Origin of the sequence: Pseudomonas sp. 9AZ, from assembly GCF_902506525.1 — a bacterium.
Classification (GTDB): Bacteria; Pseudomonadota; Gammaproteobacteria; order Pseudomonadales; family Pseudomonadaceae; genus Aquipseudomonas; species Aquipseudomonas peli.
This window is the reverse complement of sequence record NZ_LR733840.1, coordinates 4,142,936-4,165,169: the sequence shown is the minus strand read 5'-3', so window position 1 is coordinate 4,165,169 and position 22,234 is coordinate 4,142,936. Positions and strand designations below refer to the sequence as shown.

General features: G+C 55.8%; 14 protein-coding genes and 1 tRNA gene. 5 read left to right on the top strand and 10 right to left on the bottom strand.

All coding sequences use genetic code 11. From position 1 onward, the window contains the following. Positions 1 to 105 precede the first annotated feature (105 nt). Positions 106 to 1,467: a bifunctional diguanylate cyclase/phosphodiesterase gene (locus ALTER154_RS19340; protein ID WP_160089480.1), complete on the top strand. Its 1,362-nt coding sequence runs from the start codon at positions 106 to 108 to the stop codon at positions 1,465 to 1,467. 465 nt (positions 1,468 to 1,932) lie between these two features. Here ALTER154_RS19340 and ALTER154_RS19335 read toward each other — a convergent pair whose 3' ends face one another. The 3 genes from ALTER154_RS19335 to ALTER154_RS19325 form a co-directional block, all read right to left on the bottom strand. Continuing rightward, on the bottom strand, positions 1,933 to 4,545 hold the full coding sequence (locus tag ALTER154_RS19335; RefSeq protein WP_160089478.1) for an N-6 DNA methylase: 2,613 nt from the start codon (positions 4,543 to 4,545) through the stop codon (positions 1,933 to 1,935). A gap of 163 nt (positions 4,546 to 4,708) precedes the next feature. Further along, positions 4,709 to 5,632 carry a restriction endonuclease gene (locus ALTER154_RS19330; protein ID WP_160089476.1) on the bottom strand — a complete coding sequence of 308 codons (924 nt, stop codon included), beginning with the start codon at positions 5,630 to 5,632 and terminating at the stop codon, positions 4,709 to 4,711. Positions 5,633 to 5,670: 38 nt separating this feature from the next. Continuing rightward, positions 5,671 to 6,441: a nuclease-related domain-containing protein gene (locus ALTER154_RS19325; protein ID WP_160089474.1), complete on the bottom strand. Its 771-nt coding sequence runs from the start codon at positions 6,439 to 6,441 to the stop codon at positions 5,671 to 5,673. 225 nt (positions 6,442 to 6,666) lie between these two features. Between ALTER154_RS19325 and ALTER154_RS19320 the strand changes: the two genes are divergently transcribed. The 3 genes from ALTER154_RS19320 to ALTER154_RS19310 all read left to right on the top strand — a co-directional run bounded on the left by ALTER154_RS19320 (position 6,667) and on the right by ALTER154_RS19310 (position 10,805). After that, a complete protein-coding gene (locus tag ALTER154_RS19320; RefSeq protein ID WP_160089472.1) occupies positions 6,667 to 6,918 on the top strand; it encodes a helix-turn-helix domain-containing protein in 252 nt (83 codons plus the stop codon). After that, entirely contained in the window at positions 6,918 to 8,114 is a 1,197-nt protein-coding gene (locus ALTER154_RS19315; RefSeq protein WP_160089470.1) for a type II toxin-antitoxin system HipA family toxin, read from the top strand. The genes ALTER154_RS19320 and ALTER154_RS19315 overlap by 1 nt, the downstream gene beginning before the upstream one ends. A gap of 1,134 nt (positions 8,115 to 9,248) precedes the next feature. Further along, complete coding sequence (locus ALTER154_RS19310) at positions 9,249 to 10,805, top strand: sensor domain-containing diguanylate cyclase (RefSeq protein ID WP_160089468.1); 1,557 nt, start codon at positions 9,249 to 9,251, stop codon at positions 10,803 to 10,805. 36 nt (positions 10,806 to 10,841) lie between these two features. Here the strand turns inward: ALTER154_RS19310 and ALTER154_RS19305 are convergent, their stop codons facing one another. The 6 genes from ALTER154_RS19305 to rpsU form a co-directional block, all read right to left on the bottom strand. Continuing rightward, positions 10,842 to 11,534 (bottom strand): Crp/Fnr family transcriptional regulator, encoded by a 693-nt coding sequence (locus tag ALTER154_RS19305; protein WP_372239935.1) that lies wholly within the window; start codon positions 11,532 to 11,534, stop codon positions 10,842 to 10,844. Between the two features lie 630 nt (positions 11,535 to 12,164). Continuing rightward, positions 12,165 to 12,241, bottom strand: a tRNA-Ile gene (locus ALTER154_RS19300). 15 nt (positions 12,242 to 12,256) lie between these two features. Further along, complete coding sequence (locus ALTER154_RS19295) at positions 12,257 to 15,991, bottom strand: bifunctional diguanylate cyclase/phosphodiesterase (protein WP_160089464.1); 3,735 nt, start codon at positions 15,989 to 15,991, stop codon at positions 12,257 to 12,259. Positions 15,992 to 16,096: 105 nt separating this feature from the next. Next, positions 16,097 to 17,941, bottom strand: coding sequence for an RNA polymerase sigma factor RpoD (rpoD, locus tag ALTER154_RS19290; RefSeq protein ID WP_090256058.1), 1,845 nt, complete (start codon positions 17,939 to 17,941; stop codon positions 16,097 to 16,099). Between the two features lie 67 nt (positions 17,942 to 18,008). Then, complete coding sequence (gene dnaG, locus ALTER154_RS19285) at positions 18,009 to 19,985, bottom strand: DNA primase (protein WP_160089462.1); 1,977 nt, start codon at positions 19,983 to 19,985, stop codon at positions 18,009 to 18,011. Between the two features lie 139 nt (positions 19,986 to 20,124). Next, on the bottom strand, positions 20,125 to 20,340 hold the full coding sequence (gene rpsU, locus ALTER154_RS19280; protein WP_003296736.1) for a 30S ribosomal protein S21: 216 nt from the start codon (positions 20,338 to 20,340) through the stop codon (positions 20,125 to 20,127). A gap of 204 nt (positions 20,341 to 20,544) precedes the next feature. Here rpsU and tsaD point away from each other — a divergent pair, with 204 nt between their 5' ends. Then, positions 20,545 to 21,570, top strand: coding sequence for a tRNA (adenosine(37)-N6)-threonylcarbamoyltransferase complex transferase subunit TsaD (gene tsaD / locus ALTER154_RS19275; protein ID WP_160089460.1), 1,026 nt, complete (start codon positions 20,545 to 20,547; stop codon positions 21,568 to 21,570). A 24-nt stretch (positions 21,571 to 21,594) separates the two neighbouring features. Here the strand turns inward: tsaD and plsY are convergent, their stop codons facing one another. Continuing rightward, complete coding sequence (gene plsY, locus ALTER154_RS19270) at positions 21,595 to 22,164, bottom strand: glycerol-3-phosphate 1-O-acyltransferase PlsY (RefSeq protein WP_160089458.1); 570 nt, start codon at positions 22,162 to 22,164, stop codon at positions 21,595 to 21,597. Between the last annotated feature and the right edge of the window lie 70 nt (positions 22,165 to 22,234).

Genomic DNA, 22,234 nt, shown 5'->3' with positions numbered 1-22,234 from the left:
TCTGTTACGCCGTCTACACTCAGATCGGCCCATCGATTAATCGCTGCGTCGGCATGCCCGCCAGCGGCTTCCTTGGCGAAGTAACGGGTCAAACAGGGACTTTTAATGACCGTTTTGTCTGCCTTTCTCAAGCAGGTGATCAAACTCTGGTACTCCCCCGATCTAACCCTGATTGGGCAGCGCCGTGAGCGCCGTATGCGCATGCTTGCCAGCCTGGTTTTGCTGCTGGTGGGCAGCTTCTGGGGCATCTTCTTCAGCCTGCGTGGGCAGTGGGGGGTTGCCTTGATGGACCTGGCGATGATCCTTTGCGGCATGGGTGTGTTTACCCTGACGCTGCGCAACCAGGTGCGCCAGGCCAATATGTTGCTGTTCGGCGTGATCATCTTGGTGATCGTTGGCACCACCCTGTTGATGGACCCGCACACCGCCGCCGCGCCACGCGCCACGCATCTGTACCTGCTGCCGATTGCCGTCGCTGCGCTGATGGCTTTTCGCGATGAGCCGATCTGGTTGCGCTATGGCGTTGCCTTGCTCTGCCTGAGTTTGTTTACCGCCCTGGCCTCTTCATCCTGGAGCCCGACAACGACTTATCACCTCCCGGATGAGGTACGGATAAGCGGCTCCTGGGTGCAGGGCATTGCCGCCATGCTGATGCTGTTTGTGCTGTTGCACATTCTGCAAAGCGATACCGTAGAACGCTCGATGCTCGACAGCGACCTCGACGTAGCACTGCGCGAGCAGCAGTTTGTGCTGCACTACCAACCTCAGCTCGACAGCACTGGCAAGGTCATTGGCGCCGAAGTGTTGATCCGCTGGCAACACCCCGTGCGTGGCTTGCTCGGTCCCGGCGAGTTCATTGATCATGCAGAAAAGACCGGGATGATCATCCCCATCGGCCAATGGGTGCTGGAGCAGGCCGTTCGCCAGCTGCGCTGTTGGAAGGACGACCCACGCTACGCCGACATCGGTTTGGCGGTGAATATCAGCCAGAAGCAGTTTCGACAAAGCAACTTTGTGGCGGACATGCTGCGGCTGATCGACGAGCACGCCATCGACGCCCGCCGCCTCGACTTGGAACTGACCGAAACCCTGATCGTGCAAGACATCGACGACCTGCTGCGGAAGATGAACGCCCTGGTCGAGCGCGGCGTGCGCTTCTCCCTGGACGACTTCGGCACCGGCTTCTCCTCCCTCAGCCACCTCAAACGCTTGCCCCTCAACACCCTGAAAATCGACCGCTCATTCGTCTGCGACCTGCTCACCGACACCAGCAGCCAAACCATCGTGCGCACCGTTATCGCCCTGGCACAAAGCATGGGCATGAACGTGATTGCCGAAGGTGTAGAAACCGACGCGCAGCAGCAGGTTTTGCTAAGTAACGGCTGCATGCAGTTTCAGGGCTATCTGTTCAGCAAGCCGCTGCCCTTAAAAGCGTTTACTGCGTTTGTGGAGAGGCAAAATGGTTGAAGAGTAGATATGAAATCGATACTGGTAGAAACGCAAAAGCCGCGCAATGCGCGGCTTTTTATATGGTGGGCCCACACGGACTCGAACCGTGGACCAAAGGATTATGAGTTGCCTAGAAACGCTGCAAACCCAGTGAAATCGTGCGTAGCTTAGCGCAGGTACGGTGAGCTGAAAGTAGCGTCGTAGAGAGGCTTAAGCGTAATTGAGTGAAATCTGTAAAAGCTGGGCACTGTACCGTCACTGTACTGCTTTCGCATAAGATGGTATTGCATAAGTCGGGAGTTACCTCGGAAATATGCAGGTAATGATTTATGCCGAGCGTGTGCATTGCATGCTATTACTATATTACTAAGTGTTTGGGGTTTTATAGTTGTACCCTGATTTAAAAATCGATCGAGTACGATTTATCAGTATCATGAAGTGCTGGTTTATGCTTCATGATACTGACATGTTTAATATGAGTCTCTATATGTTTGTATCAGGGTTCTGTTTTTTATTGCCTCGGGTTATCAGTCCCTCCAAAAGACTGTCCGTCATGCGCTCAAGGTTAATGTTTCCATCCTCAAGGAACTCTCGCATGGTAGTTTGAGTGCGTGACTTATTTATTATTTCTGATACTTCATTCCAGTCGTCTGGTATAGGGATTAGGATGTTAGATATATGAATTGGCTCAAGATGTTGTTGGACTGCGCCGTATTCATTTTTGAGCATTTGATTTAGCGCTTGCTTGGATTGAAGGAACTGATAGACGTAGAATCTAATATCTTCGTCCGGGATTCTGACTCGAATTAGGTCGTCAGATACGATTGCGCCATCAAGTCTTTTGGTTATATAAGAAACTCGGCCAATAGTACCTGAACGGGTGATTACTATGTCTCCCCGGTGAACTCTAACAGCATTAATTGTTGAAATTTGCTTTGCCGATGCAAAGTTTATGTTGAGTAATTTTGCGCTTTCTGATTTTTCTTGTAAGACAGCCGAGGGTGTATAGTAAGGCTCTATGCCGTCTCCTGTGTGCTCAACAAGGAGATTTTCACTTTTCAGTCTTGGGCCTTTGAATATTTTTACATTGGTGGTTATTTGGCCGAGTGTAGTTACTGACCAGCCATCTATGCCGTCAATGGATTCTATCTGTTTAATGGTTTCATTAAGGTTTGGTAAATAAAACTGAGGGTTTATTCTTAGTTGATTATCGATGTCGGAGCGATTGATTGCAAAGCGATACTCTGATGCGATGAGGTTGTTCTGTTTGAATGCGTTGTAGTCTTTTAAGATCTCATCAAAGTCGTGATCAATCTCCTCTGTCGGAGCGTTATTATGGTCTCGTTTGAATATTGGGAAGCCCTCACTGTCTTGACCAATTTTCTTTGAGATTGCGAGAAATATTTCATAGTCGATTGGCGCCGTCATGTCCTTTTCAAAGCGCTCGATTATTAATAGGCATGTCCGAACGCCTGTATGTGGCTGAAAAGTGTCTTTATGGCAATTGATTACAGCCAGAAGCTTGTAGCCGTCAAACATTAGCTTCCTTGCTGGGAAGTAAGTTTGTGTGTCGAGAAAACTTTTAGGCATCACGATTCCGATGATGCCTCCGGGTGCAATCCAGTTGAGACAGCGTTCGAAGAAAAGCATTTCCGGTGGTACACCTTCTGCGTTTCTTTCGCCCGTCGGTGCGTACTCACCTCCCCGGCTTGTCCATTTGATACCGGTTGAAAAGTTATCAAGAACATGTGGGTCGGATATTCGTCCTTCTGAAGCACCTGCAAATGGTGGGTTTGTCAAAATTACGGTCGGCTTTTCCATACCGCAACGTGCGAGTACATGCTCGTTTAGATTTGACAGATCACCAAGTGAGTCTCCTTGAGTCATGCCCGCGTGGCCATCGCCATTCAAAATCATGGCCGTCTTAGCAATTTTTACTAGCCGTTTGCTAATTTCAACCATAAACAAATTGGTGCGATGTTTGTCCAGCTGGCGCTGTTTGGCGATTGCAGTATCTGTTGACGATAATATTTTTTTTCGCACGTAGCGCATGGCCCCGGTAAGGAACCCACCAGAGCCTCCCGCGGGGTCTAATATTATGTCTTGATAATGTGGGCCTACGCACTCGCACAAAAAATCAACAACTAGTCGATTGGTAAAAAACTGTCCGCGTTTTCTCTTTAAGTAAGTTGCTGTGTATTGTTCGTAAGCGTGTCCCATTATGTCCCAGTCTGTGGAATCATTTAGGTCGCTTAGCAGTCGATACCTCTGTAATTCGATAACAACATCGCAAATTGCGCGTGCTCCAACAGAGATGTTCTCGTGCTCAGAGAATACATCTTGATTGTTTGATACAACTTCTTTGAATAAGCGGTGAACTCGGTTTGCTACTGCTTCTCGTCCGACTTCCGATCTGTATTCCTCGGGCGTGCAATAGAACTCGCAATATTCACCGGATTTTTCCTCGTCCATGGCTTTTGCAAGAATTAGCCTAACCATGTCCATGGTTAAGTCATCTTCATCGCCGTCAACGCCCCTGCCATGAAGTTTGTTGTGGCATTGACGTAGCATTCCTTTTATATCTATTGGGCGTTTTAAGTCCTCTTTTTTTCTCTGGCCTAATGCGTCCCAGGCTTCGGATTTTCTCGGAATGCCTGTCCAGTCAATCAGTTCGTTTGTTGGGGCGCTGAGACGTCTATAGTACTGGGGTGCGTCGCCGTTATACCAGACACCACCCTCGGCGCTTGTATTGTATATGTAGGAAACTAATTGGTTGTAGCCGGTGTTTATGTTTGGTGCTTTACATTCTACTACAAGTAGTATTGAGCCTTGGTCTTTGTTTGCTTTTGCTTTTGCTGTGCGATAAACAACTATGTCGGCCCTGACAGGCTGTCCAAGCTGATCTTTTAGCTCTTTACTTCCGTAGTGTATTGCTACTTCTCTTGCTAGTGTGTTGATAGGGTATTGGTATTCGTAATGCAGGACTCGTAAGTAGTATTGGCGTACAAATTCTTCGGGTGTTGCTTCCAACTCAATGTTGTCTAGAAAGTCTACAATTTTTCCATTTTCGTTTTTTATAACTTCAAAATGATCCATGTTCTTAGTCTTTTCATTCTTTAGCGGAAATGAGAGGTTTTTCTATCTGTGCTGGTATGTGTGCAAAATATTTTGCGCGCGAGAAGTTTCAATTTTTTATTTTAAAAATCATTCATGGTATATGATTGTATGTTTAGTTGGATAGTTTTTCATCTTGACTTAGCTAGTCCTCTTCACTGAAGTAGTCGCTATCTAGCTTCGGAAGCTTGAGTAGGCGTGAGGCAACGCCTACTTCGTGATCCATCATCAGGTTGACCAGTCGGCTGCCATCTACCAGCACCATGCCGTCTACGGAGCGGGAGAAGTCGATTGCCTGTGCCGTAAAGCCTGAGGTGGTAATAAACACGCCCCGCTTGGCTTTCTGTCCGGCGAGTGCGCCATAGAAGGCCTGCAACTCTGGTCTGCCAACTGTTCCCTGCCAGCGTTTAGCCTGGACATAGACCTTTTCCAGTCCGAGCTTGTCGAGTGAAATTACTCCGTCAATACCGCCATCGCCGCTGCCGCCAACACGCTGTAGATCGTTTCGGCTAGCGCCGTAACCAAGGCTGTGCAGTACATCTAACACAATGACTTCAAAGCGGTTAGGGCTGACTTGCAGAAGGTTATCCAGCAGGTCTTCAGCCGTTGCCTCGCGTAGCTCACGTAGAGCCTGCTCCAGGCGATCGTCAGGGCTAACAGTGGCTGAGCTAAGCGCCGGTGCAGGCTGCTCTTGCCCATCGAGGGGGATGGCGTCGGTCGGGCTCTTTAGTTTCACGTCCATAAAGCCGATGGCGAGCTGTTCGACCTTATCCGCAGTCAGAGGGGCAGGGTGCTGGGCGGCATAGGTAATGCCTGCGTCAGTCAGCTTCCAATAGCCACGCTTTGCGCTGCTGGATAGGCCGGCACGCTTGAGGCGGTCGTGGGCCCAGCCTGCGCGGTTCTTGTACGTGGCCTGGCCGCTAGCAATTAGCTCTTGGCGCTGAGCTTCTGACAGGTTCAGCGCATCAGCAGCGGCTTCATGGGCATCACGGGCTGTCGCGCCTTCGGGCGTGGCGGCCAGGTAGCGCAGGATCGGCTCAATAAACTGATCGTAGGTAGGGACGGACATTGCGACTCCATGCGCAAGATTGATGTTAGGGCCTCGTGCTAAAGGCTCTGCATGGTTTTGCATTTGGGGAAGGTTGAGCAGCCCCAGAATTGCTGACCGACATTTGCCCCGGTTTTACGGGTGCGAATAACCAGGGCGCTGCCGCATTTCGGGCATTGTCGCTCGGTTGTCGGATCGCTACGGCGCTTAAGGTTTTGCACGTGCTCGCGGTGGGTGGCGAGGGTCGGCGCGCGGCGGCCGGTTTGCAGGGCATGCAGCATGGCGTCGACTTCAGCCTCGCTGAATAGCGGCTGCTGGAATGACTTGATATAGCGGATAAAGCCGATGCCCTGGGTCACGTTCGCCGGCACCTCGGTTTTGAAGGTGCTGCCGCCGACAAAGGTGATGACCGAGTGTAGGTGCTCGGGGGTAACGCCAAGGGTGGCTTCCAGGGCTTTGAGGTGCTTGTAGTTCTGCCGCAGCGGATTCTGGAATTTGAAGGTGCGTTTGTAGAGCTTCTGCGTCCACTGCGCCTGCTTCTCGCTGCCGAAGATCCAGCCGCTCATGTTCTTCGTTTCCAGCACGAAGATGCCGTAGGGCGAGAGAAACACGTGATCGATCTGCGTGGTGCCGTCTGGCGTGTTCAGGGTGACATTGTGCAGGCGTCGGTAGGTCTGCTTATCCAGCTGCCAATGGGCGAATAGCCGCACCAGGAGTTCGCCAATATGCCCTTTGGCCCAGGGCGACTTGAGCAGGCCGATCAGCAGCATCAGCGGGATAACCCAACCGAGTGTGCTCCAGACCTGAGCAATGATGGGGGTGAAGTCCATTTCCTGTCCTTGGCAATCCTGAGTTAACCGGATAGTACCGAAAGTAGGCGTAAATGGACGAAGGTATTCACTGGCGACATTCAGCTCATTGCGTGAGCCGATTATTCAGGCTATTCGGCTCACAAATCCCGTGGCTCTTCCCAGGCTGAATATCAGCTGCTGCGTTGATTTTTTGCGAGGTCAGGTATACGTTACATTTCTCATGGTTAGTAACGCATTCATAACATGGACTATTCCCTCATCACGCAGCGTCTTGGCGAGCAGCTTCGGCAACGCCGCTGCAATCGTGGGCTGACTCAGGCTGCGCTCGCTGCCCTGGCTGGTATCACCCGGCAAAAGGTTATCGCTATTGAGAAGGGCGACCTATCGGTGGGGATGATGGCCTATGCGCGCGTACTGGCTGCCCTCGACGCTGAGCTCAATGTGGTGTCGGCAGCTATGCCCACGCTGGACGAAATCCAGGGAGTATTCGACTGATGACGGCCTTGCTGCAGGTTGCAACGCCAGAGGGCGAGAGCGGGAAGATTCTTACCAGCGCCGGAGACTATCTGTTCCGCTACCACGAGGATGCCGAGGCGAAGGCCGCAATCAGTTTGCTAATGCCGGTGCGCCTGGACGAATACCGCCATCGGGAACTGCATCCAATTTTCCAGATGAACCTGCCTGAAGGCTATGTTCTGGAGCAGTTGCGAAACCGTCTGGCCAAGGTGGCAAACGTTGACCCGATGCTACTGTTGGCGCTGTCTGGTAGCAGTTCGCCTATAGGGCGGGTGGCGGTCAGCTCGCCTGAGGTTGATGCGCTGTTACGCCGGCAGCAGTTCCCCGGAGAAAAGTTGGAAGAAATCCTAGCCTGGGACGGTGCAGAGGATATTTTCGCTGGCCTTGTGGATCGCTACATCCTGCGTGCCGGTATATCGGGCGTGCAGCCCAAGGTTCTCGTGCCAGAGCATCAGGACTCCGCGCCACAGCGCTTCACCTCGAAAACCTCTGACTTGATCATCAAGAGTGGTCGGGATGAATTTCCAGGGCTGGCCATTAATGAGTTCCTTTGCATGTCTGTGGCCAGGGAGGCGGGCATTGCGGTGCCGGAATTCTATCTGTCCGATAACGCCAAGCTGTTCGTGATGCGCCGCTTTGACCGCGATGAACAGCTGAACCCCATCGGCTTTGAGGACATGGCGGCGTTGATGGGGCTGGCTGCGGAGCAAAAATACAGCAAGAGCTATTCGGCTATCGCCAAGGCCATTCGTCTGTACTGCCCATCCGAGCAGGTGCAGGGTTCACTGGCGCAGCTATTTGCGATGGTTACCTTGAGCTGCATCGTCGGTAACGGCGACGCGCACCTGAAGAACTTCGGGCTGCTGTATTCCGACCCTACCCAACGCGATGCGCGGCTGGCACCGGCCTACGATATTGTTAACACCACGGCCTACATTCCAGAAGACGTTTTGGCGCTGGATCTAGTTGGCAACAAGTCGCTCTTCGCGTCGCGTCAAGGCCTGCTGGACTTCGCTAAGGTCTGCGATGTGGCGCGCCCAGAGGACGTGATCCGCGAGCAGTTGAGCGCGCTGGAACGAGTGCTGGCTCGCTCAACTGAACTGGGCGAACAGGCACCGCATGTGGTTGCCGCAATCAGACAATGTGCCGGCCCTTTTATGAGGACGTTTGGCTAGTGCATTCTTGGCGAAACCAGCCACACACCAGTCAGTCGTTTCGCGCAATATTTTCCCATAGCGTGCCATGGTTTGCCTCCAGCCATCTGTGCTTTGGCTTGTCCTCAATCTGTATGTACTTTGTCTTTAGTCTGTCTGCACTATGTCTGTATTCCGTCTGCATTCTGTCTGTAGTTAGTGCCCAGTCTGTCCCAAGGTGTTTCTCACTGCATTGAATCGGGCAAGCCGATTAGGGAAACGAGACCCTCTGACAGTTATCCCCTTAAATTTGTTGTGTTTTGGCGATGGAAAGCAGTCCTTAAATCGCTGTATCCAGGCCATACACCATACGCACCTATAAGGTGCTGATAAGTTATTGATTAAATTGATATTTAGTCTATTCGTGAAAAGCCGGCTGTAGTCTCATGCGACTACAACATGCCCTGTAGGCCCCATAAATGCTGGGGCGGTTGTAGTCCCATGAGACTACAGCTCACTTTTTAACCGCTGGGCTTCGATTGAAGCTAACGCGCTCTGCTTGTTGGCCTGTTCCTCGTCCTGCGGCTTCTCCCCTGGACGAGGAACAGGCGTTGAGGAGGGCTGCGTGTAACTCTTAGGCCGTGACCGCTTAGGGGGCAGAAACTAAGGATGGCGCAGGATAGCCGCGTTAGGGTGTTGGATCGGTATGATGTGATTCTGGCCAGGGTGCGGTTTCTAGGGGCAACCATGTGGACGGATTTCGCCGCTACCGGCAACACGCCGATGGCGTGCATTAGTGCCCAGAGTGCGTTGAATGAGTATTCGCATTGGTTCCGACATCAATTCGCATGCCTAACCGACACTGATTCGCACCACGCCGACAGTTCGCTTTGCCGACGCCCGGAGATAGCAAGTCACTGACTCGCAGTTCCAAATGGCATCTCGCCGAAGGCCGCTACTAGGCGGTTGCTGCCAGCTGCATCAGGCAGAAACCGGCCAAAAGCAGTCATTCAATGCGTCTTACAAAAGCAGGGTCGATTCACTGCAAAATAGCGTCTGATATCTAGGCTACAATTGAAGTGATAAATGGCGTTACGCCATCATGGTGTCAGTCCGGCTGCTCTTAGGTCTTGGCATATAGGCTTAACTCGAAGAGCCTTGGTTTAAGACACCAGCATGCAAAAAATTGATCTACGCCGACTGATCATGCTGCTAGCAGTCGCTACAGGTGTAGTGACTTTAATCAATGTGCTTTTCGCCAGCTATCTCACGCAGCGCGATTTGCTTATGAGTCAGGCCCTTGAGGCCAACCATGTGTATGCGGCTAAACAGGCTCTAAATACAGACCACCTCATTCGTTCGTCTCAGGCCCACCTGGCATTTAGTGCCCGCCAGCTTATTGGCCGCCTGCAAAAGCCTGAGTACATGCAGCAAGAGACTGATCGCCTCCGATTGCAATCAAATGATTTCAACTCCGTCTTTATTGTGGGAGCTGACGGTCGGGTCTTGTCTACCTCACCGAGTGGGTTGGGGCTAGTAGGCACCCGCCCTCAAACTCAAGGTGCCCTCGCCATTATCGGCAAACGCACCCCCATCATTACCGATCCATACGTCGGTAGCACGAAGCGCCTACTGGTAGTGATGTCACACCCGATCGTTGACTCCGATAACCGGTATCTGGGCTATGTGAGCGCATCAATCTACCTGCAGGAAAAAAACATTTTCAATGCAATCCTGGATGAGCACTACCGCCATGACGGTTCCTATGCGTACGTTGTAGACCGAAACGGACAACTGATCTATCACCCCGAATCTTCCGGTATCGGTGAACCGTCTTCAGCCAACGCTGCCGTCAAGCAGGTAACCGATGGCAAGGACGGCGCCCTACGTCTTACCAACCTGAAGGGCGTTGATATGCTCGCCGGTTTTGCTCCGATCAAATCAACTGGCTGGGGAGTCGTAGCCCAAACTCCGACGACATCAACACTGGCTGTCCTGAACGAATTGATGCTCGATACACTGCTTCAAACGGCACCATTGTCCATACTTACCCTGCTAGGGATCTGGTGGTTATCACAGTGGATTGCATACCCGCTCAAAAGGCTCGCCGATAACGTAAAAGCATGGGAAGAGCCTGAAGCGTTGGAGCGATTTCGTAATATCAAAACCTGGTACTTCGAAGCCGATCAACTCAAGTTCACCATCATCAAGGGGGTGAGCCTGCTTCAAGCGCGCCTTGGCAAGCTGAACCGAGACAGCATCACTGACCCACTCACCGGGTTGAATAATCGCCGTGGCCTGCGCTTCGCGCTGGATAGATTGCTTCTCAAAGATCAAGGGTTATCCGTGATCGCTCTGGACATCGATCACTTCAAGGATGTGAATGATCGGCATGGACACGATGTCGGAGACCAAGTCCTTAAATTCCTTGCAGGGCAGATGCGTGAATGTTTTAGGGCAGACGACATACTGTGTCGCGTAGGCGGGGAAGAGTTCATCGTGTTACTTCCTGAGCTTGGGATTGACTCCGCTCACAAGATCGCTGAACGCCTTCGACTCAGCATGGCCAGTCAGCCAAGCCCGTCTGGAGAGGTTGTAACTATTTCTATCGGAGTGGCATACATGCCTGTGGGAGGCGATAGCATCGAAATCGTGCTCATAGCATCCGATGCGGCGCTTTATAGAGCTAAGGAGCAGGGAAGAAATTGTGTGGTCTCTACGAGCGGGCCTTGAGCGCGAGCGTGAAAGCGATCAGCTAAAAGACGGCGCTTACCGGGGCCGTAGTCGCTCAGTCTCTTGATTGAATATGGCATAGCACTCACAGCTCAGGTGTTCGAGTTTGTTTCGATCAAGCACCGTGATGTGACCACGGTTGTATTCGATCACGCCCAACCTCCGCAGTATGCCGGCAGCTTCAGTAATGCCCTCGCGACGTACCCCGAGCATGTCGGAAATGAGCTTTTGGGTCATCGTTAATTGATCGCCCGGTAAACGATCCAACGATAATAGTAAGCATCGGCACAGCTGTTGGAGGATGGAGTGATATCGATTGCACACTGATGTTTGTGACATCTGGATAATCAGTGCCTGGATGTAGCGCAGTATCAGTATTTTCAGCTCACTGTGGTGGTTGAACTCGTCCTGAAGTAGCTTTCTAGGAATGCGGTAGGCACGACCAGCGCTTTGTACGACTGCACGGCAGAATGTGCTACCGACGCCCAAAAACAGAGAAATATCGGCCAGTCCCTCGTTACCAACCACCGATACCTCAGCTGAATCACCGCTCCCCATTACATGGTGGAGCGAAATGATGGAGTCAACGGGGAAATAGATATGGCTTATTGTCTCGGTGGACTCGTAGAGAATCTCGCCCTGCTGTAATGCAACCCATTCCATGTGACCGAACAGGCGCTTTTTAGCAGCCTCTGAAAGGGCTATCAAAAGGTGGTTTTGACGAAGCATGCTCAACATCTCTGACGGAAGTTGAGAACACTGTAATAGCGATAAAAATGAAGCTCTGTTCGGTACTGCACATAAGGTTTTAGAAATGATCTAAATCACTGCAGTCCAATTAGCAAACTGCTATTTCGGGGTGAGTCGCCCCTGATTTTGTAAACGCTCAATGGCTGCTACTGGCCGGTTGTTGCCTGTCGCGACCGGCACCAGTGGCTGTTCTCTGCCAGCATGCCGGTCAAATCCAATGCAAATGACTGCTCAGGTCGAATGCAAGTGGATGGGCAAGTCTTTGCAATTACCCAGAGTGTGGCGGCGTCGTAGAGCTCGATGGCTTTAGCGTCACTGCGAAAGCCAAGCAAACAGTTGGGCTCGTTGCAGTGTAGTGGGGTAAAGCTGGTTTTGGATTGTCGGATCAGCCGGTCCTTCATGCTGCTTTGATCGGCGTCACTGGGCTCGGATGGCGGGCTGTTTTCGGTAGCTAGGTCTTTCACTTGCGCAGCCCCAGCGCTATGGGTGGGCGGGGCGGCCTATAACTAGGTTGAGTGAAACGGTACCCAAAACGGTACTCAAATTTATTTTTTAAGGCTAGTAAAGAAAAAGGCCAGCTCGAAGGCTGGCCTAAGTCGTTGTTTCATATGGTGGGCCCACACGGACTCGAACCGTGGACCAAAGGATTATGAGTCCTCTGCTCTAACCAACTGAGCTATGGGCCCTCAGAGGCGGGCGGATTATACCGGTGCCTTCTCTGCAGCGCCAACCGAATGGCGCGGGGTGAGGAAGTTTTGTGCGAAGGCGTCCGCATGGATCGCGCGGCTTACAACGAAACCTTGGATTTGCTCGCACCCTTCGGCAGCGAGGAACAGTTCCTGGGCTTTGGTTTCCACCCCTTCGGCGATCACGGTCAGTTGCATGCTACGGCCCAGGGCCATGATGGCGCGCACAATGGCAACGTCATTGCTGTCGTTGGGCAGGCCGCGCACGAAGGATTGGTCGATTTTCAGGGTGTCGACCGGCAGGCGCTTTAGGTAGCTGAGCGAGGAGTAGCCGGTGCCGAAGTCGTCGATGGCCAGCTGGATGCCCAAGCTTTTCAGCTGATGCAGCAGGTTCAGCGCTTCTTCGGCTTGGTTCATGATGAAGCTTTCGGTGATTTCCAGTTGCAGCAGTTCGGGGGCCAGTTTGTGGTCTTCCAGCAGGCTGGAGATGCGTGCCAGCAGGTGTGGTTGGCGCAGTTGAACGCCAGTCAGGTTGACCGACAGCGGACCGAACGGTGCGTGATGTTGTTGCCATTGCTGCATTTGCCAGCAGGCCCGGCGCAGTACCCAGTCACCGAGGGCGATGATCAGGCCGGTTTCTTCGGCCAGGGGTATAAAGCGGTCCGGCGGTATCTCACCAAAGATCGGGTGGTGCCAGCGCAGCAGGGCTTCGGCGCCGATCAGGCGGTTGGTACTCAGGCTACGTTTAGGCTGGTAGTAAAGCTGCAGTTGTTCCAGTTCGATGGCGCGGCGTAATTCGCGCTCAAGGGCCATGCGTTCGGTGGCCTGGAAGGTCAGGTCGCGGGTGTAACGCTCCACGCGGTTGCGGCCGCGCGCCTTGGAGCGGTACATGGCGGCGTCGGCATTTTTCACCAGGGTGGCGACATCTTCTCCGTCGTCGGGGTAGCGGCTGATGCCAATACTGGCGCTGATAAACAGCTCCTGTTCGTCGAACCGGAAGGGCAGGCTGAAGCACTCGAGTAGCTTGTGCGCGACCCGCTCGGCGTCCTCTGCGTGCTGCAGGCCCGGCAGCAGGATGATGAATTCATCACCGCCCAGGCGAGCCACCGTATCGATATCACGCAGGTGGGTTTTCAAGCGTTCGGCAATGCTCCTGAGCAGTTGGTCGCCGACCGGGTGGCCAAGGCTGTCGTTGATGTTTTTGAAGCGGTCGAGGTCAATAAACAGCACTGCGCCCATGCGTTTGTCGACGCGGGCATCTTCAAGGGCGGTGCGCAGGCGCGCTTCGAACAGCATTCGGTTGGGCAGGTCGGTCAGCGGGTCATGGTGGGCCTGGTGGTCGAGGCTGGCCTGGGCATGTTTGAGTGAGCTGATGTCGGCGAAGACGCCGACAAAGTGGGTGATGTGCTCATTGCTGTCGCGTACCGCGCTGATGGTCAGCCACTCGGGGAAGAGCTCACCATTCTTGCGTTTATTCCAGATTTCACCCTGCCAATGCCCAGAGGCGCTGAGGTTGTGCCACATGGCGGCGTAGAAGGCGCTGTCGTGGTTGCCGGAGGCGAGCAGGCGCGGCGACTGGCCGAGGGCTTCGGCCTCGCTGTAGCCGGTAATGGTGGTGAAAGCGCGATTGACCGCAGTAATGCGTTGCTGCAGGTCGGTGATCATCACGCCTTCGGCCGTGCTTTCGAAAACCGTAGCGGCCTGCTTGAGGTTTTCCTGCATTTGCTCGCGCTCGGTGATGTCGCGCGCGATGGTCAGCATGCAGGTATCGCCTTCAATGGGAATCGGCTGCACTGACATCTCGCAAGTGCGCAGCGAGCCGTTGCGGGTGCGAATAAGCGCGCGGAAGTCGCGGACCGAGCCGTGCTGTTGCACGTGCTCGAACATCCGTGTGCGGTCATCCGGGTTGTCCCAAATGCCCAGTTGCAGGGTCGAGCTGTCAGTTGCCTCGTGTACGCTGTAGCCGGTGATGCGGCTGAAGCCTTCGTTGACATCGAGCAACTGGCCATCGCTTAAGCGGGTGATCAGCAGGCCATCTGGAGAGGCATGAAAGGCTTTGGCGAATTTGTCTTCGGAGAGTTTCAGGCGCTGTTGGGTGTCTTTCAGTTCGCTGATGTCGCGCACGGCCACGACCAGCGTAGTGGTGTCATCCACGGTGACCGGTTGCGCGGAGATGAGTGCAGTGAACTGGCTGCCGTTGCGTCGGCGAAAGGCGCTCTCGATGTTGTGCACGTTGCCTTGGCGCAGCATGTCCAGAATGCGCGGGCCGATGCCTTGCTCGCTCCACAGACCGAGCTCCGAACTTGTGTGGCCGACGGCCTCGACGGCGCTGATGCCGAATTGTTGTTCGAAGGTTTTGTTGACGGCGAGCAGGCGGCCGTCGTGCTGATTGAGCAGGGCGATGATGTCCGGGCAGTTGTGGAAGACTGAGGCAAACTTCTGCTCCGAGAGTGCCAGGGCCTGCTCGGTGCGTTTGGTTTCCGTGATGTCGATCAGTAGGCCACGCAGCGTCTGGCTGCCATCTAGGGGTGACAGCGTGACAATGTCGCGTACCCAAACTTCACGGCCGTCCGCAGCGAGCATGCGGTAATCCATGCTGTGATCGCGGCCAGCTTGGGTTTCGCTGCGGCAATAGTCGATGGCGCAGCGTGCATCATCCGGGTGCAAGACGCGCTCGACAAAACCAGGCGTTAGCCAATCGTGCGCGGGGTAGCCGAGGAGTTTTTCCGCCTGGGGGGCAACGTAGGTGTAGCGAAGGTTGCTAGGGTCCATCTGCCAGGCGACTGCGTTGAGGCTTTCCACCAGGCCACGGTAATGCTGCTCGCTGTTGCGTAGTTCGTTTTCCAGCTGTTCGCGGTTGTGCATTTCACTGCGCAACCGATGGTTGATGCGCAGGATGCTGAAGATGATCAGCAGGGCTGCCAGCAGGCCGGGAAGGCCAAATAGCAGTAGGCTGCGCCAGAATGGTCGTGAGTCGAGTGGGTCACTCACCCAGCGCTGCTGAATTTCGGCGATTTCACTGGGCGTGAGTTCGGCCAGCAGTTTGTCGAGTATCCCGGCCAGGATGGCTTGATCCTTGGGCACGGCCATGGCCAGTTGGTAGCGGAGTGGGGTTTGGCCGCTGATGACTATGCCGTCGAGCTTAAGTTGGCGCAGGTGCCAGATGCTGGAGGCAAGGTCACCGACCATGGCATCGGCCTGTCCTGAGGCCAGTGCTTGTAAGGCAGCGGCTACGCTGGGGCGCGGCCAGAGGCGCAGCTCGGGGTGTTTGTCGCGCAGCAGTTCGTGGGTGGCGTAACTGTCGACCACGGCCACACGCAGCCCTCGTAAGTCACGGATTTTGCTGGGTTGCGGACCTTGTTCCTGGCTCAGGATGACAATCGGGAAGTCGAGGTAGGGGCGTGTGAACGTCAGATACTGCTCGCGCTCGGGGGTGGCCATCAGGCTGGGCAGCAGGTGTAGCTTGCCGGTTCGGGCATCGGCCAGCACTTCGCTCCAGTTCTGCGCGGGAGCCGGGCGCAGGGTGACCGGCAGGCGCTGTTCGATCAGCCGAACATAGTCGGCGGCGAGTCCCTGGTACTGTTCGTCACCGTCGATGAGCTCGTACGGTGGCCAGTCACGGTCCACGCCCAAGCTCAGTTGCGGGTTTTCGGCTAGCCAGGTCTGTTCTGTGGGCGTCAGTTCAAGGCTGAGGACGGGCACAGCCCAGCATGCCAAACACAACAGGAGGGTGGCTGCAACACGCGGCATGGATGGGCTCGTTCGCTGGGCAATAAGCAAAAGTGTAGACCTGCCTGGCAAGCCTTGGTAGTTGCCCAGAATGCAAAACCCCCGGCAGGGCCGGGGGTTTTGGTGTTACTCGTCGAGGAAGGAGCGCAGATGCTCGCTTCTCGTCGGGTGGCGCAGCTTGCGTAGTGCCTTGGCTTCGATCTGACGAATCCGCTCGCGGGTTACATCGAACTGCTTACCGACTTCCTCAAGGGTGTGATCGGTATTCATGTCGATGCCAAAGCGCATGCGCAGTACTTTGGCTTCACGCGCGGTGAGGCCGGAGAGTACTTCGCGGGTCGCTTCTTTAAGGCTCTCAACGGTGGCGACATCGATTGGCGACTGCATGGTCGAGTCTTCGATGAAGTCACCCAGATGAGAGTCTTCGTCATCACCGATTGGGGTTTCCATGGAGATCGGCTCTTTAGCGATCTTCAGTACCTTGCGGATCTTGTCCTCGGGCATTTCCATGCGTTCACCCAGCTCTTCCGGCGTCGGTTCGCGACCCATTTCCTGCAACATCTGCCGGGAAATACGGTTGAGCTTGTTGATCGTCTCGATCATGTGCACCGGGATGCGGATGGTCCGCGCCTGATCAGCAATCGAGCGGGTGATCGCCTGGCGAATCCACCAGGTGGCGTAAGTCGAGAACTTGTAACCGCGACGGTATTCGAACTTGTCCACCGCTTTCATCAGGCCGATGTTGCCTTCCTGAATCAGGTCGAGGAACTGCAGGCCGCGGTTGGTGTACTTCTTGGCAATCGAGATCACCAGGCGCAAGTTCGCTTCAACCATCTCTTTCTTCGCGCGACGGGCCTTGGCCTCGCCGATCGACATGCGACGGTTGATGTCCTTGATTTCAGCCAGGGTCAGTTCGCACTCGGCTTCCAGTGCAGTCAGCTTCTGCTGGCAGCGCTGGATGTCAGCTTGCACATTGCCAATGGCTTCGGCGTATTTAGCCTTGCCTTTGGCCAGGCCAACGGACCACTCGGCATCGATTTCATTGCCAGGGAACAGCTTGAGGAAATCGGCGCGTGGCATACGTGCATCACGCACGCAGAGTTGCATGATGGCGCGTTCCTGGGCGCGCAGGCGCTCTAGGGAGCTGCGTACGCGGACAACCAGAGCGTCGTACTGTTTAGGTACCAGCTTGATCGGCATGAACAGCTCGGCCATTTCTTTCAGCGCGGCAGTGCCTTGCTTGCTGTTACGGCCATGCTTTTTCAGGGCTTTCTTGGCGAGTTCCAGGGCGTCACCGATCGCGGTGAAACGGCGCAGAGCCTCTTCAGGGTCCGGGCCGCCATCGCCTTCTTCTTCCTCGTCATCGCTGGCTTCGGCGTCGTCGTCGTCAGTCTCTTCGGCGGCATCGCCGTCTTTAACTGGAACAGGCGCAGCCGCTTCAGCGGGAACAATGCCGTCATCCGGATCGATATAGCCGCTGAGGACTTCAACCAGGCGACCACCATCGGTGGTGACACGGGTGTACTCGGCCAGAATGCTGTCGACAGTGCCGGGGAAATGGGCGATAGCGCCCATCACTTCACGGATGCCTTCCTCGATGCGTTTGGCGATTTCGATCTCGCCTTCGCGGGTCAGCAGTTCCACGGTGCCCATTTCACGCATGTACATGCGCACTGGGTCCGTCGTGCGGCCGATATCGGTCTCCACCGCTGCCAGCGCTGCAGCGGCTTCTTCAGCGGCTGCCTCGTCGGTATCGGCGTCGGCCAACATAAGGGCGTCCGCATCCGGAGCACTCTCGTGTACGGGGATCCCCATGTCGTTAATCATGCGGATGATGTCTTCCACCTGCTCCGGATCAGAAATATCTTCCGGTAGGTGGTCGTTGACCTCTGCGTAAGTCAGATACTTCTGCTCACGACCCAGGGTGATCAACTCTTTGATACGAGACTGCTGTTGCGCTTTTCCGGACATAACACCCTATCCACTGAAGGTCTTGGCGGGCAAAAAACAAGCCGCGGATTATACCCGAGTAACACCCCTAAGCGCCAGTTGAGCTCGGGATTACCGGTGATGCATTACGGCTCAGCAAGCTGCGCAGCTGGTCTTTCTCTTCTGCGCTCAACTCACTTTGACGGGCTTTGCGCAGCAAATGTTCCAGGCTGCGCTCGCGTTGGCGGGCTACTAGACTAGTTATAGTGTCGAAAAACTGTTGTTCAAGGTTGTCGGCTGAAATCAGCCATTCCTTTTCTGCCAAGGCGCGCAATAGGCGGCCCTGTTCGGTGCCGTGCCAGCGTGCGATCAGTTGCAGTGAGCGCAAGTTGGGGCTCTTTTGCAGGGCGCCTAGCAAGGCGACCAGCAGTTGGGCGTAAGTATCGTCTTCGGCGGCGAAGTGGCTGACATCTTCGACTTTCTGCGCCAGTTGCGGGTGATGCAGCAGGGTGCGCAGGGCGCTCAGGTGCGGCGATTCGACGCTGACGGCAGTGCGTGGTGCGCGTGGTGCGAACTCACCCTGGCCCTTCTTGCTCCACTTGCCGCCGTCTTTCTTCCAGTTGCCCTTGCCTTTATTGCGTTCAAATTCCGGGGCGGGGCTGGGGTTTTCGTATTCGTTGCGGCTTGGCTCGACATCGTAATAGGCGCTGTCGGGAATATCGGGGTAATCCGGGTAGTCGCTGAGTGGGGCGCTGTTCTGGCTCGACTGGCTGCTGCGGGCGGTTGGCGCCATTTGCTGCAGGGCTTCGCTGGATAAACCGGTAATTTCGCTCAGGCGCTGGCGCATCAGGGCGCGCAGGTTGTTGCCGGGGATCTTGTCGATCAGTGGCGCGGCCAGGGTCATCAGGTGCGCCTTGCCTTCCAGTGAGCGCGGGTCGGCCTCTTCGCTCAGCTGCTGGAAGAAGTAGTCGGCCAGTGGCTGCGCGTGTTGGTTGATCCGTGCGCGGAAGGCGTCAGTGCCTTCGCTGCGTACCAGGGTGTCCGGGTCTTCGCCGTCAGGCAGAAACAGAAAGCGCGCGCGGCGCCCGTCCTGCAGGCTCGACAGGGTCGCCTCCAGGGCGCGCCAGGCGGCGTTGCGGCCGGCTGCGTCGCCATCGAAGCAGAACAATACGCTCGGCACGACGCGAAACAGGCGCTTGAGGTGTTCTTCGCTGGTGGCGGTGCCGAGGGTGGCGACGGCGTTGCGCAGGCCTTGTTGGGCTAGGGCGATGACGTCCATATAGCCTTCGACCACCATGATCTCGTCGAGATCGCGATTGTGCTTGCGTGCCTCGAACAGGCCGTAAAGCTCCTGGCCTTTGTGGAATACCGGGGTTTCCGGGGAGTTCAGGTATTTCGGTTTTTCGTCACCCAGCACCCGGCCGCCGAAGGCAATCACTCGGCCGCGGCTGTCGCGGATCGGGAACATGATGCGGTCGCGGAAGCGGTCGTAGCGCTTGCCGCTTTCGGCATTCTCCACCAGCAGGCCGGCGTCAATCATCGCCTTCTGCTGCAGGCTGTCGCTGGCCAGGTGCTTCAGCAGGTTGTCCCAGCCTGGCGGGGCGAAGCCCATGCCGAAGTCGCGGGCGATCTCGCCGGATAGGCCGCGGCCTTTCAGGTAGTCAATCGCGGCTTTGCGCTGCGGATGACTTTTCAGTGCCTGTTTGTAGAACTCGGCGGCAGCGGTCAGTAGCGGGTAAAGCGGCGAGTCCGTAGGTTGGCGCGGTTTGTTGTTGCGTCCGCCTTCCTCGCGGGGCACTTCCATGCCTGCGCGCTTGGCCAGGTCCTCGATTGCCTGGGGGAAGTCCAGTTGGTCGTGGTCCATGATAAAACCCAGCGCGTTGCCGCCGGCGCCGCAGCCAAAGCAGTAATAGAACTGTTTGTCCGGGCTGACGCTGAACGAGGGGGTTTTTTCTTTATGGAAGGGGCAGCAGGCGGTGTAGTTCTTGCCGGCCTTTTTCAGCTGGATGCGCGAGGCGACCACGTCGACGATGTCGGTGCGGTTGAGCAGGTCATCGATAAAAGACTGTGGGATCAGGCCGGCCATAGGCGCTCAGAATACTGTCATGCGCTGGGGCAGAACAGGGTGGGGCAAAAACTAAAAGACTCCGATCGTCACCCGAGGGTGGCGCGGAGTCTAAAAGCGAAACCCGGCCAGGCCGGGTGTCAGGCGTTGCTGGTACTGATTAGTACAGGCGAACGCTGCGGCGCTGCTCGCGCTGCACTTTCTTGGCGTGACGCTTAACAGCGGCTGCTGCTTTACGCTTACGCTCGGAAGTTGGCTTTTCGTAGAATTCACGGCTGCGAACTTCAGCCAGAACACCGGCTTTTTCGCAGGAGCGCTTGAAACGACGCAGAGCTACGTCGAAGGGTTCGTTCTCTTTAACTTTGACGGCTGGCATCCAGGGCTTACCTTCTTTATTACCGGGGGTAACGTTACTCCTGGCAGATGGCGCTGGAGAACGTAGGTTTTTAAGGGTTGCGGATGTTACCGCCTCATCGCGAGGAATGCAAAGCCTCTGATCGAAAAGCGCTGGCCGGCTCGCGCCAGCGGCCATTATCATGCGCGCCTTCGAAGTTGCACACACTACTACAAGGCACTGCCCATGCTGGTTCTGGGATTGGAAACCTCCTGCGACGAAACCGGTGTCGCGCTCTACGACAGCGAACGTGGCCTGCTGGCCGATGCGCTCTTCAGCCAGATTGATCTGCACCGTGCGTATGGTGGCGTAGTGCCGGAGCTGGCTTCGCGCGATCACGTCAAGCGCATGCTGCCGTTGATCCGTCAGGTGTTGAGCGAGGCCGGCTGCGTTGCTACTGATATCGACGCTATCGCCTATACCGCCGGCCCCGGCCTGGTAGGTGCACTCCTCGTGGGGGCGTCCTGTGCCCAAGCACTGGCGTTTGCCTGGGATATCCCAGCGCTCGGTGTGCACCATATGGAAGGCCATTTGCTGGCGCCGATGCTGGAAGAACAGCCGCCGGCTTTTCCGTTCGTCGCTTTGTTGGTGTCGGGCGGGCATACCCAGTTGGTTCGGGTCGATGGCATCGGTCAGTACCAGTTGCTCGGCGAGTCTCTGGATGATGCGGCGGGCGAGGCATTCGACAAGACCGCCAAATTGATGGGGCTGCAGTATCCCGGTGGTCCGGAGATTGCCCGTCTGGCGCTGAGCGGTACGCCTGGGCGCTTCAAGTTTCCTCGGCCAATGACTGATCGCCCGGGGCTGGAGTTCAGCTTCAGCGGCCTGAAGACCTTTACCCTGAATACCTGGCAGCAGTGTCAGGCGGCGGGCGACAACTCCGAGCAGACTCGCTGTGACATCGCCCTGGCGTTCCAGCAGGCGGTGGTCGACACCCTCACTATCAAATGCAAGCGGGCCCTCAAGCAAACCGGGTTGAACAACCTGGTGATCGCCGGCGGCGTGAGTGCCAACCAGGCGCTGCGGCAGTCGCTGGAGAAGATGCTCGCTGAGCTGAAGGGCGGCGTGTTCTACGCTCGTCCAGCGTTCTGCACCGATAACGGCGCGATGATCGCTTATGCCGGCTGCCAGCGTTTACTGGCGGGGCAGCATGAGGATTTGAGCATCAAGGTGCAGGCACGCTGGCCGATGGAGCAATTGCCGGCGCTGTAAGCCGGCTGGGTTCGTTCATTCGATTTAGAAATGCCGCTCACGGCCGGCGAACAGATCGCGTAAATTGCTGCGGTGGCGCCAGACGATCAGTCCGGTCAGCGCGCAGACCGGCAATAGGGCGTCGGGTTGTTGCCACGCCAGCAGCGGCAGGGTCAGCGGTGTGGCGATCAGTGCAGCCAGCGAGCTGGTACGAGTCAGAACAAAGGTCAGTAACCAGGCGCCAACGGCCAGTAAAGCGGCTGGCGGGTAAAGCCCCAAGAGCATGCCGGCGGCCGTGGCGACACCTTTGCCGCCACGGAAGTTGAAGTACAGCGGATACAGGTGGCCGATAACGGCAGCCAGGCCGATCCAGGCTTGTTGTTGCAGATTGAAGCCGAGCAGGCCGGCGATCAGCACGGGAAGCAGGCCTTTGAGCAGGTCGCCGATCAGTGTGAGGATGGCCAGGCGTTTGCCGGCAACCCGGAACATGTTGGTAGCACCGGGATTGCCCGAGCCACTGGCGCGCGGGTCTGGTCCGCCGCTTAAGCGGCTGAGCAGAATGGCGAAGGACAACGAGCCGAGCAGGTAGGCGAGGGTCGCCAACAGCCAAAACATGGTATCCATTCCGGGGCAAGGGAGCCCTGATTCTAACTAGGTGCGGCAGCCTTGTCGTGCCACGGAGAGC

Coding starts and splice junctions, on each gene's coding strand:
- ALTER154_RS19335 (WP_160089478.1), bottom strand. CDS start 4,545: ATGGATCATTTTGAAGTTATAAAAAACGAAAATGGAAAAATTGTAGAC.
- ALTER154_RS19315 (WP_160089470.1), top strand. CDS start 6,918: ATGACGGCCTTGCTGCAGGTTGCAACGCCAGAGGGCGAGAGCGGGAAG.
- ALTER154_RS19320 (WP_160089472.1), top strand. CDS start 6,667: ATGGACTATTCCCTCATCACGCAGCGTCTTGGCGAGCAGCTTCGGCAA.
- dnaG (WP_160089462.1), bottom strand. CDS start 19,985: ATGGCCGGCCTGATCCCACAGTCTTTTATCGATGACCTGCTCAACCGC.
- ALTER154_RS19310 (WP_160089468.1), top strand. CDS start 9,249: ATGCAAAAAATTGATCTACGCCGACTGATCATGCTGCTAGCAGTCGCT.
- tsaD (WP_160089460.1), top strand. CDS start 20,545: ATGCTGGTTCTGGGATTGGAAACCTCCTGCGACGAAACCGGTGTCGCG.
- ALTER154_RS19295 (WP_160089464.1), bottom strand. CDS start 15,991: ATGCCGCGTGTTGCAGCCACCCTCCTGTTGTGTTTGGCATGCTGGGCT.
- ALTER154_RS19330 (WP_160089476.1), bottom strand. CDS start 5,632: ATGTCCGTCCCTACCTACGATCAGTTTATTGAGCCGATCCTGCGCTAC.
- ALTER154_RS19325 (WP_160089474.1), bottom strand. CDS start 6,441: ATGGACTTCACCCCCATCATTGCTCAGGTCTGGAGCACACTCGGTTGG.
- ALTER154_RS19305 (WP_372239935.1), bottom strand. CDS start 11,534: ATGCTTCGTCAAAACCACCTTTTGATAGCCCTTTCAGAGGCTGCTAAA.
- rpsU (WP_003296736.1), bottom strand. CDS start 20,340: ATGCCAGCCGTCAAAGTTAAAGAGAACGAACCCTTCGACGTAGCTCTG.
- ALTER154_RS19340 (WP_160089480.1), top strand. CDS start 106: ATGACCGTTTTGTCTGCCTTTCTCAAGCAGGTGATCAAACTCTGGTAC.
- rpoD (WP_090256058.1), bottom strand. CDS start 17,941: ATGTCCGGAAAAGCGCAACAGCAGTCTCGTATCAAAGAGTTGATCACC.
- plsY (WP_160089458.1), bottom strand. CDS start 22,164: ATGTTTTGGCTGTTGGCGACCCTCGCCTACCTGCTCGGCTCGTTGTCC.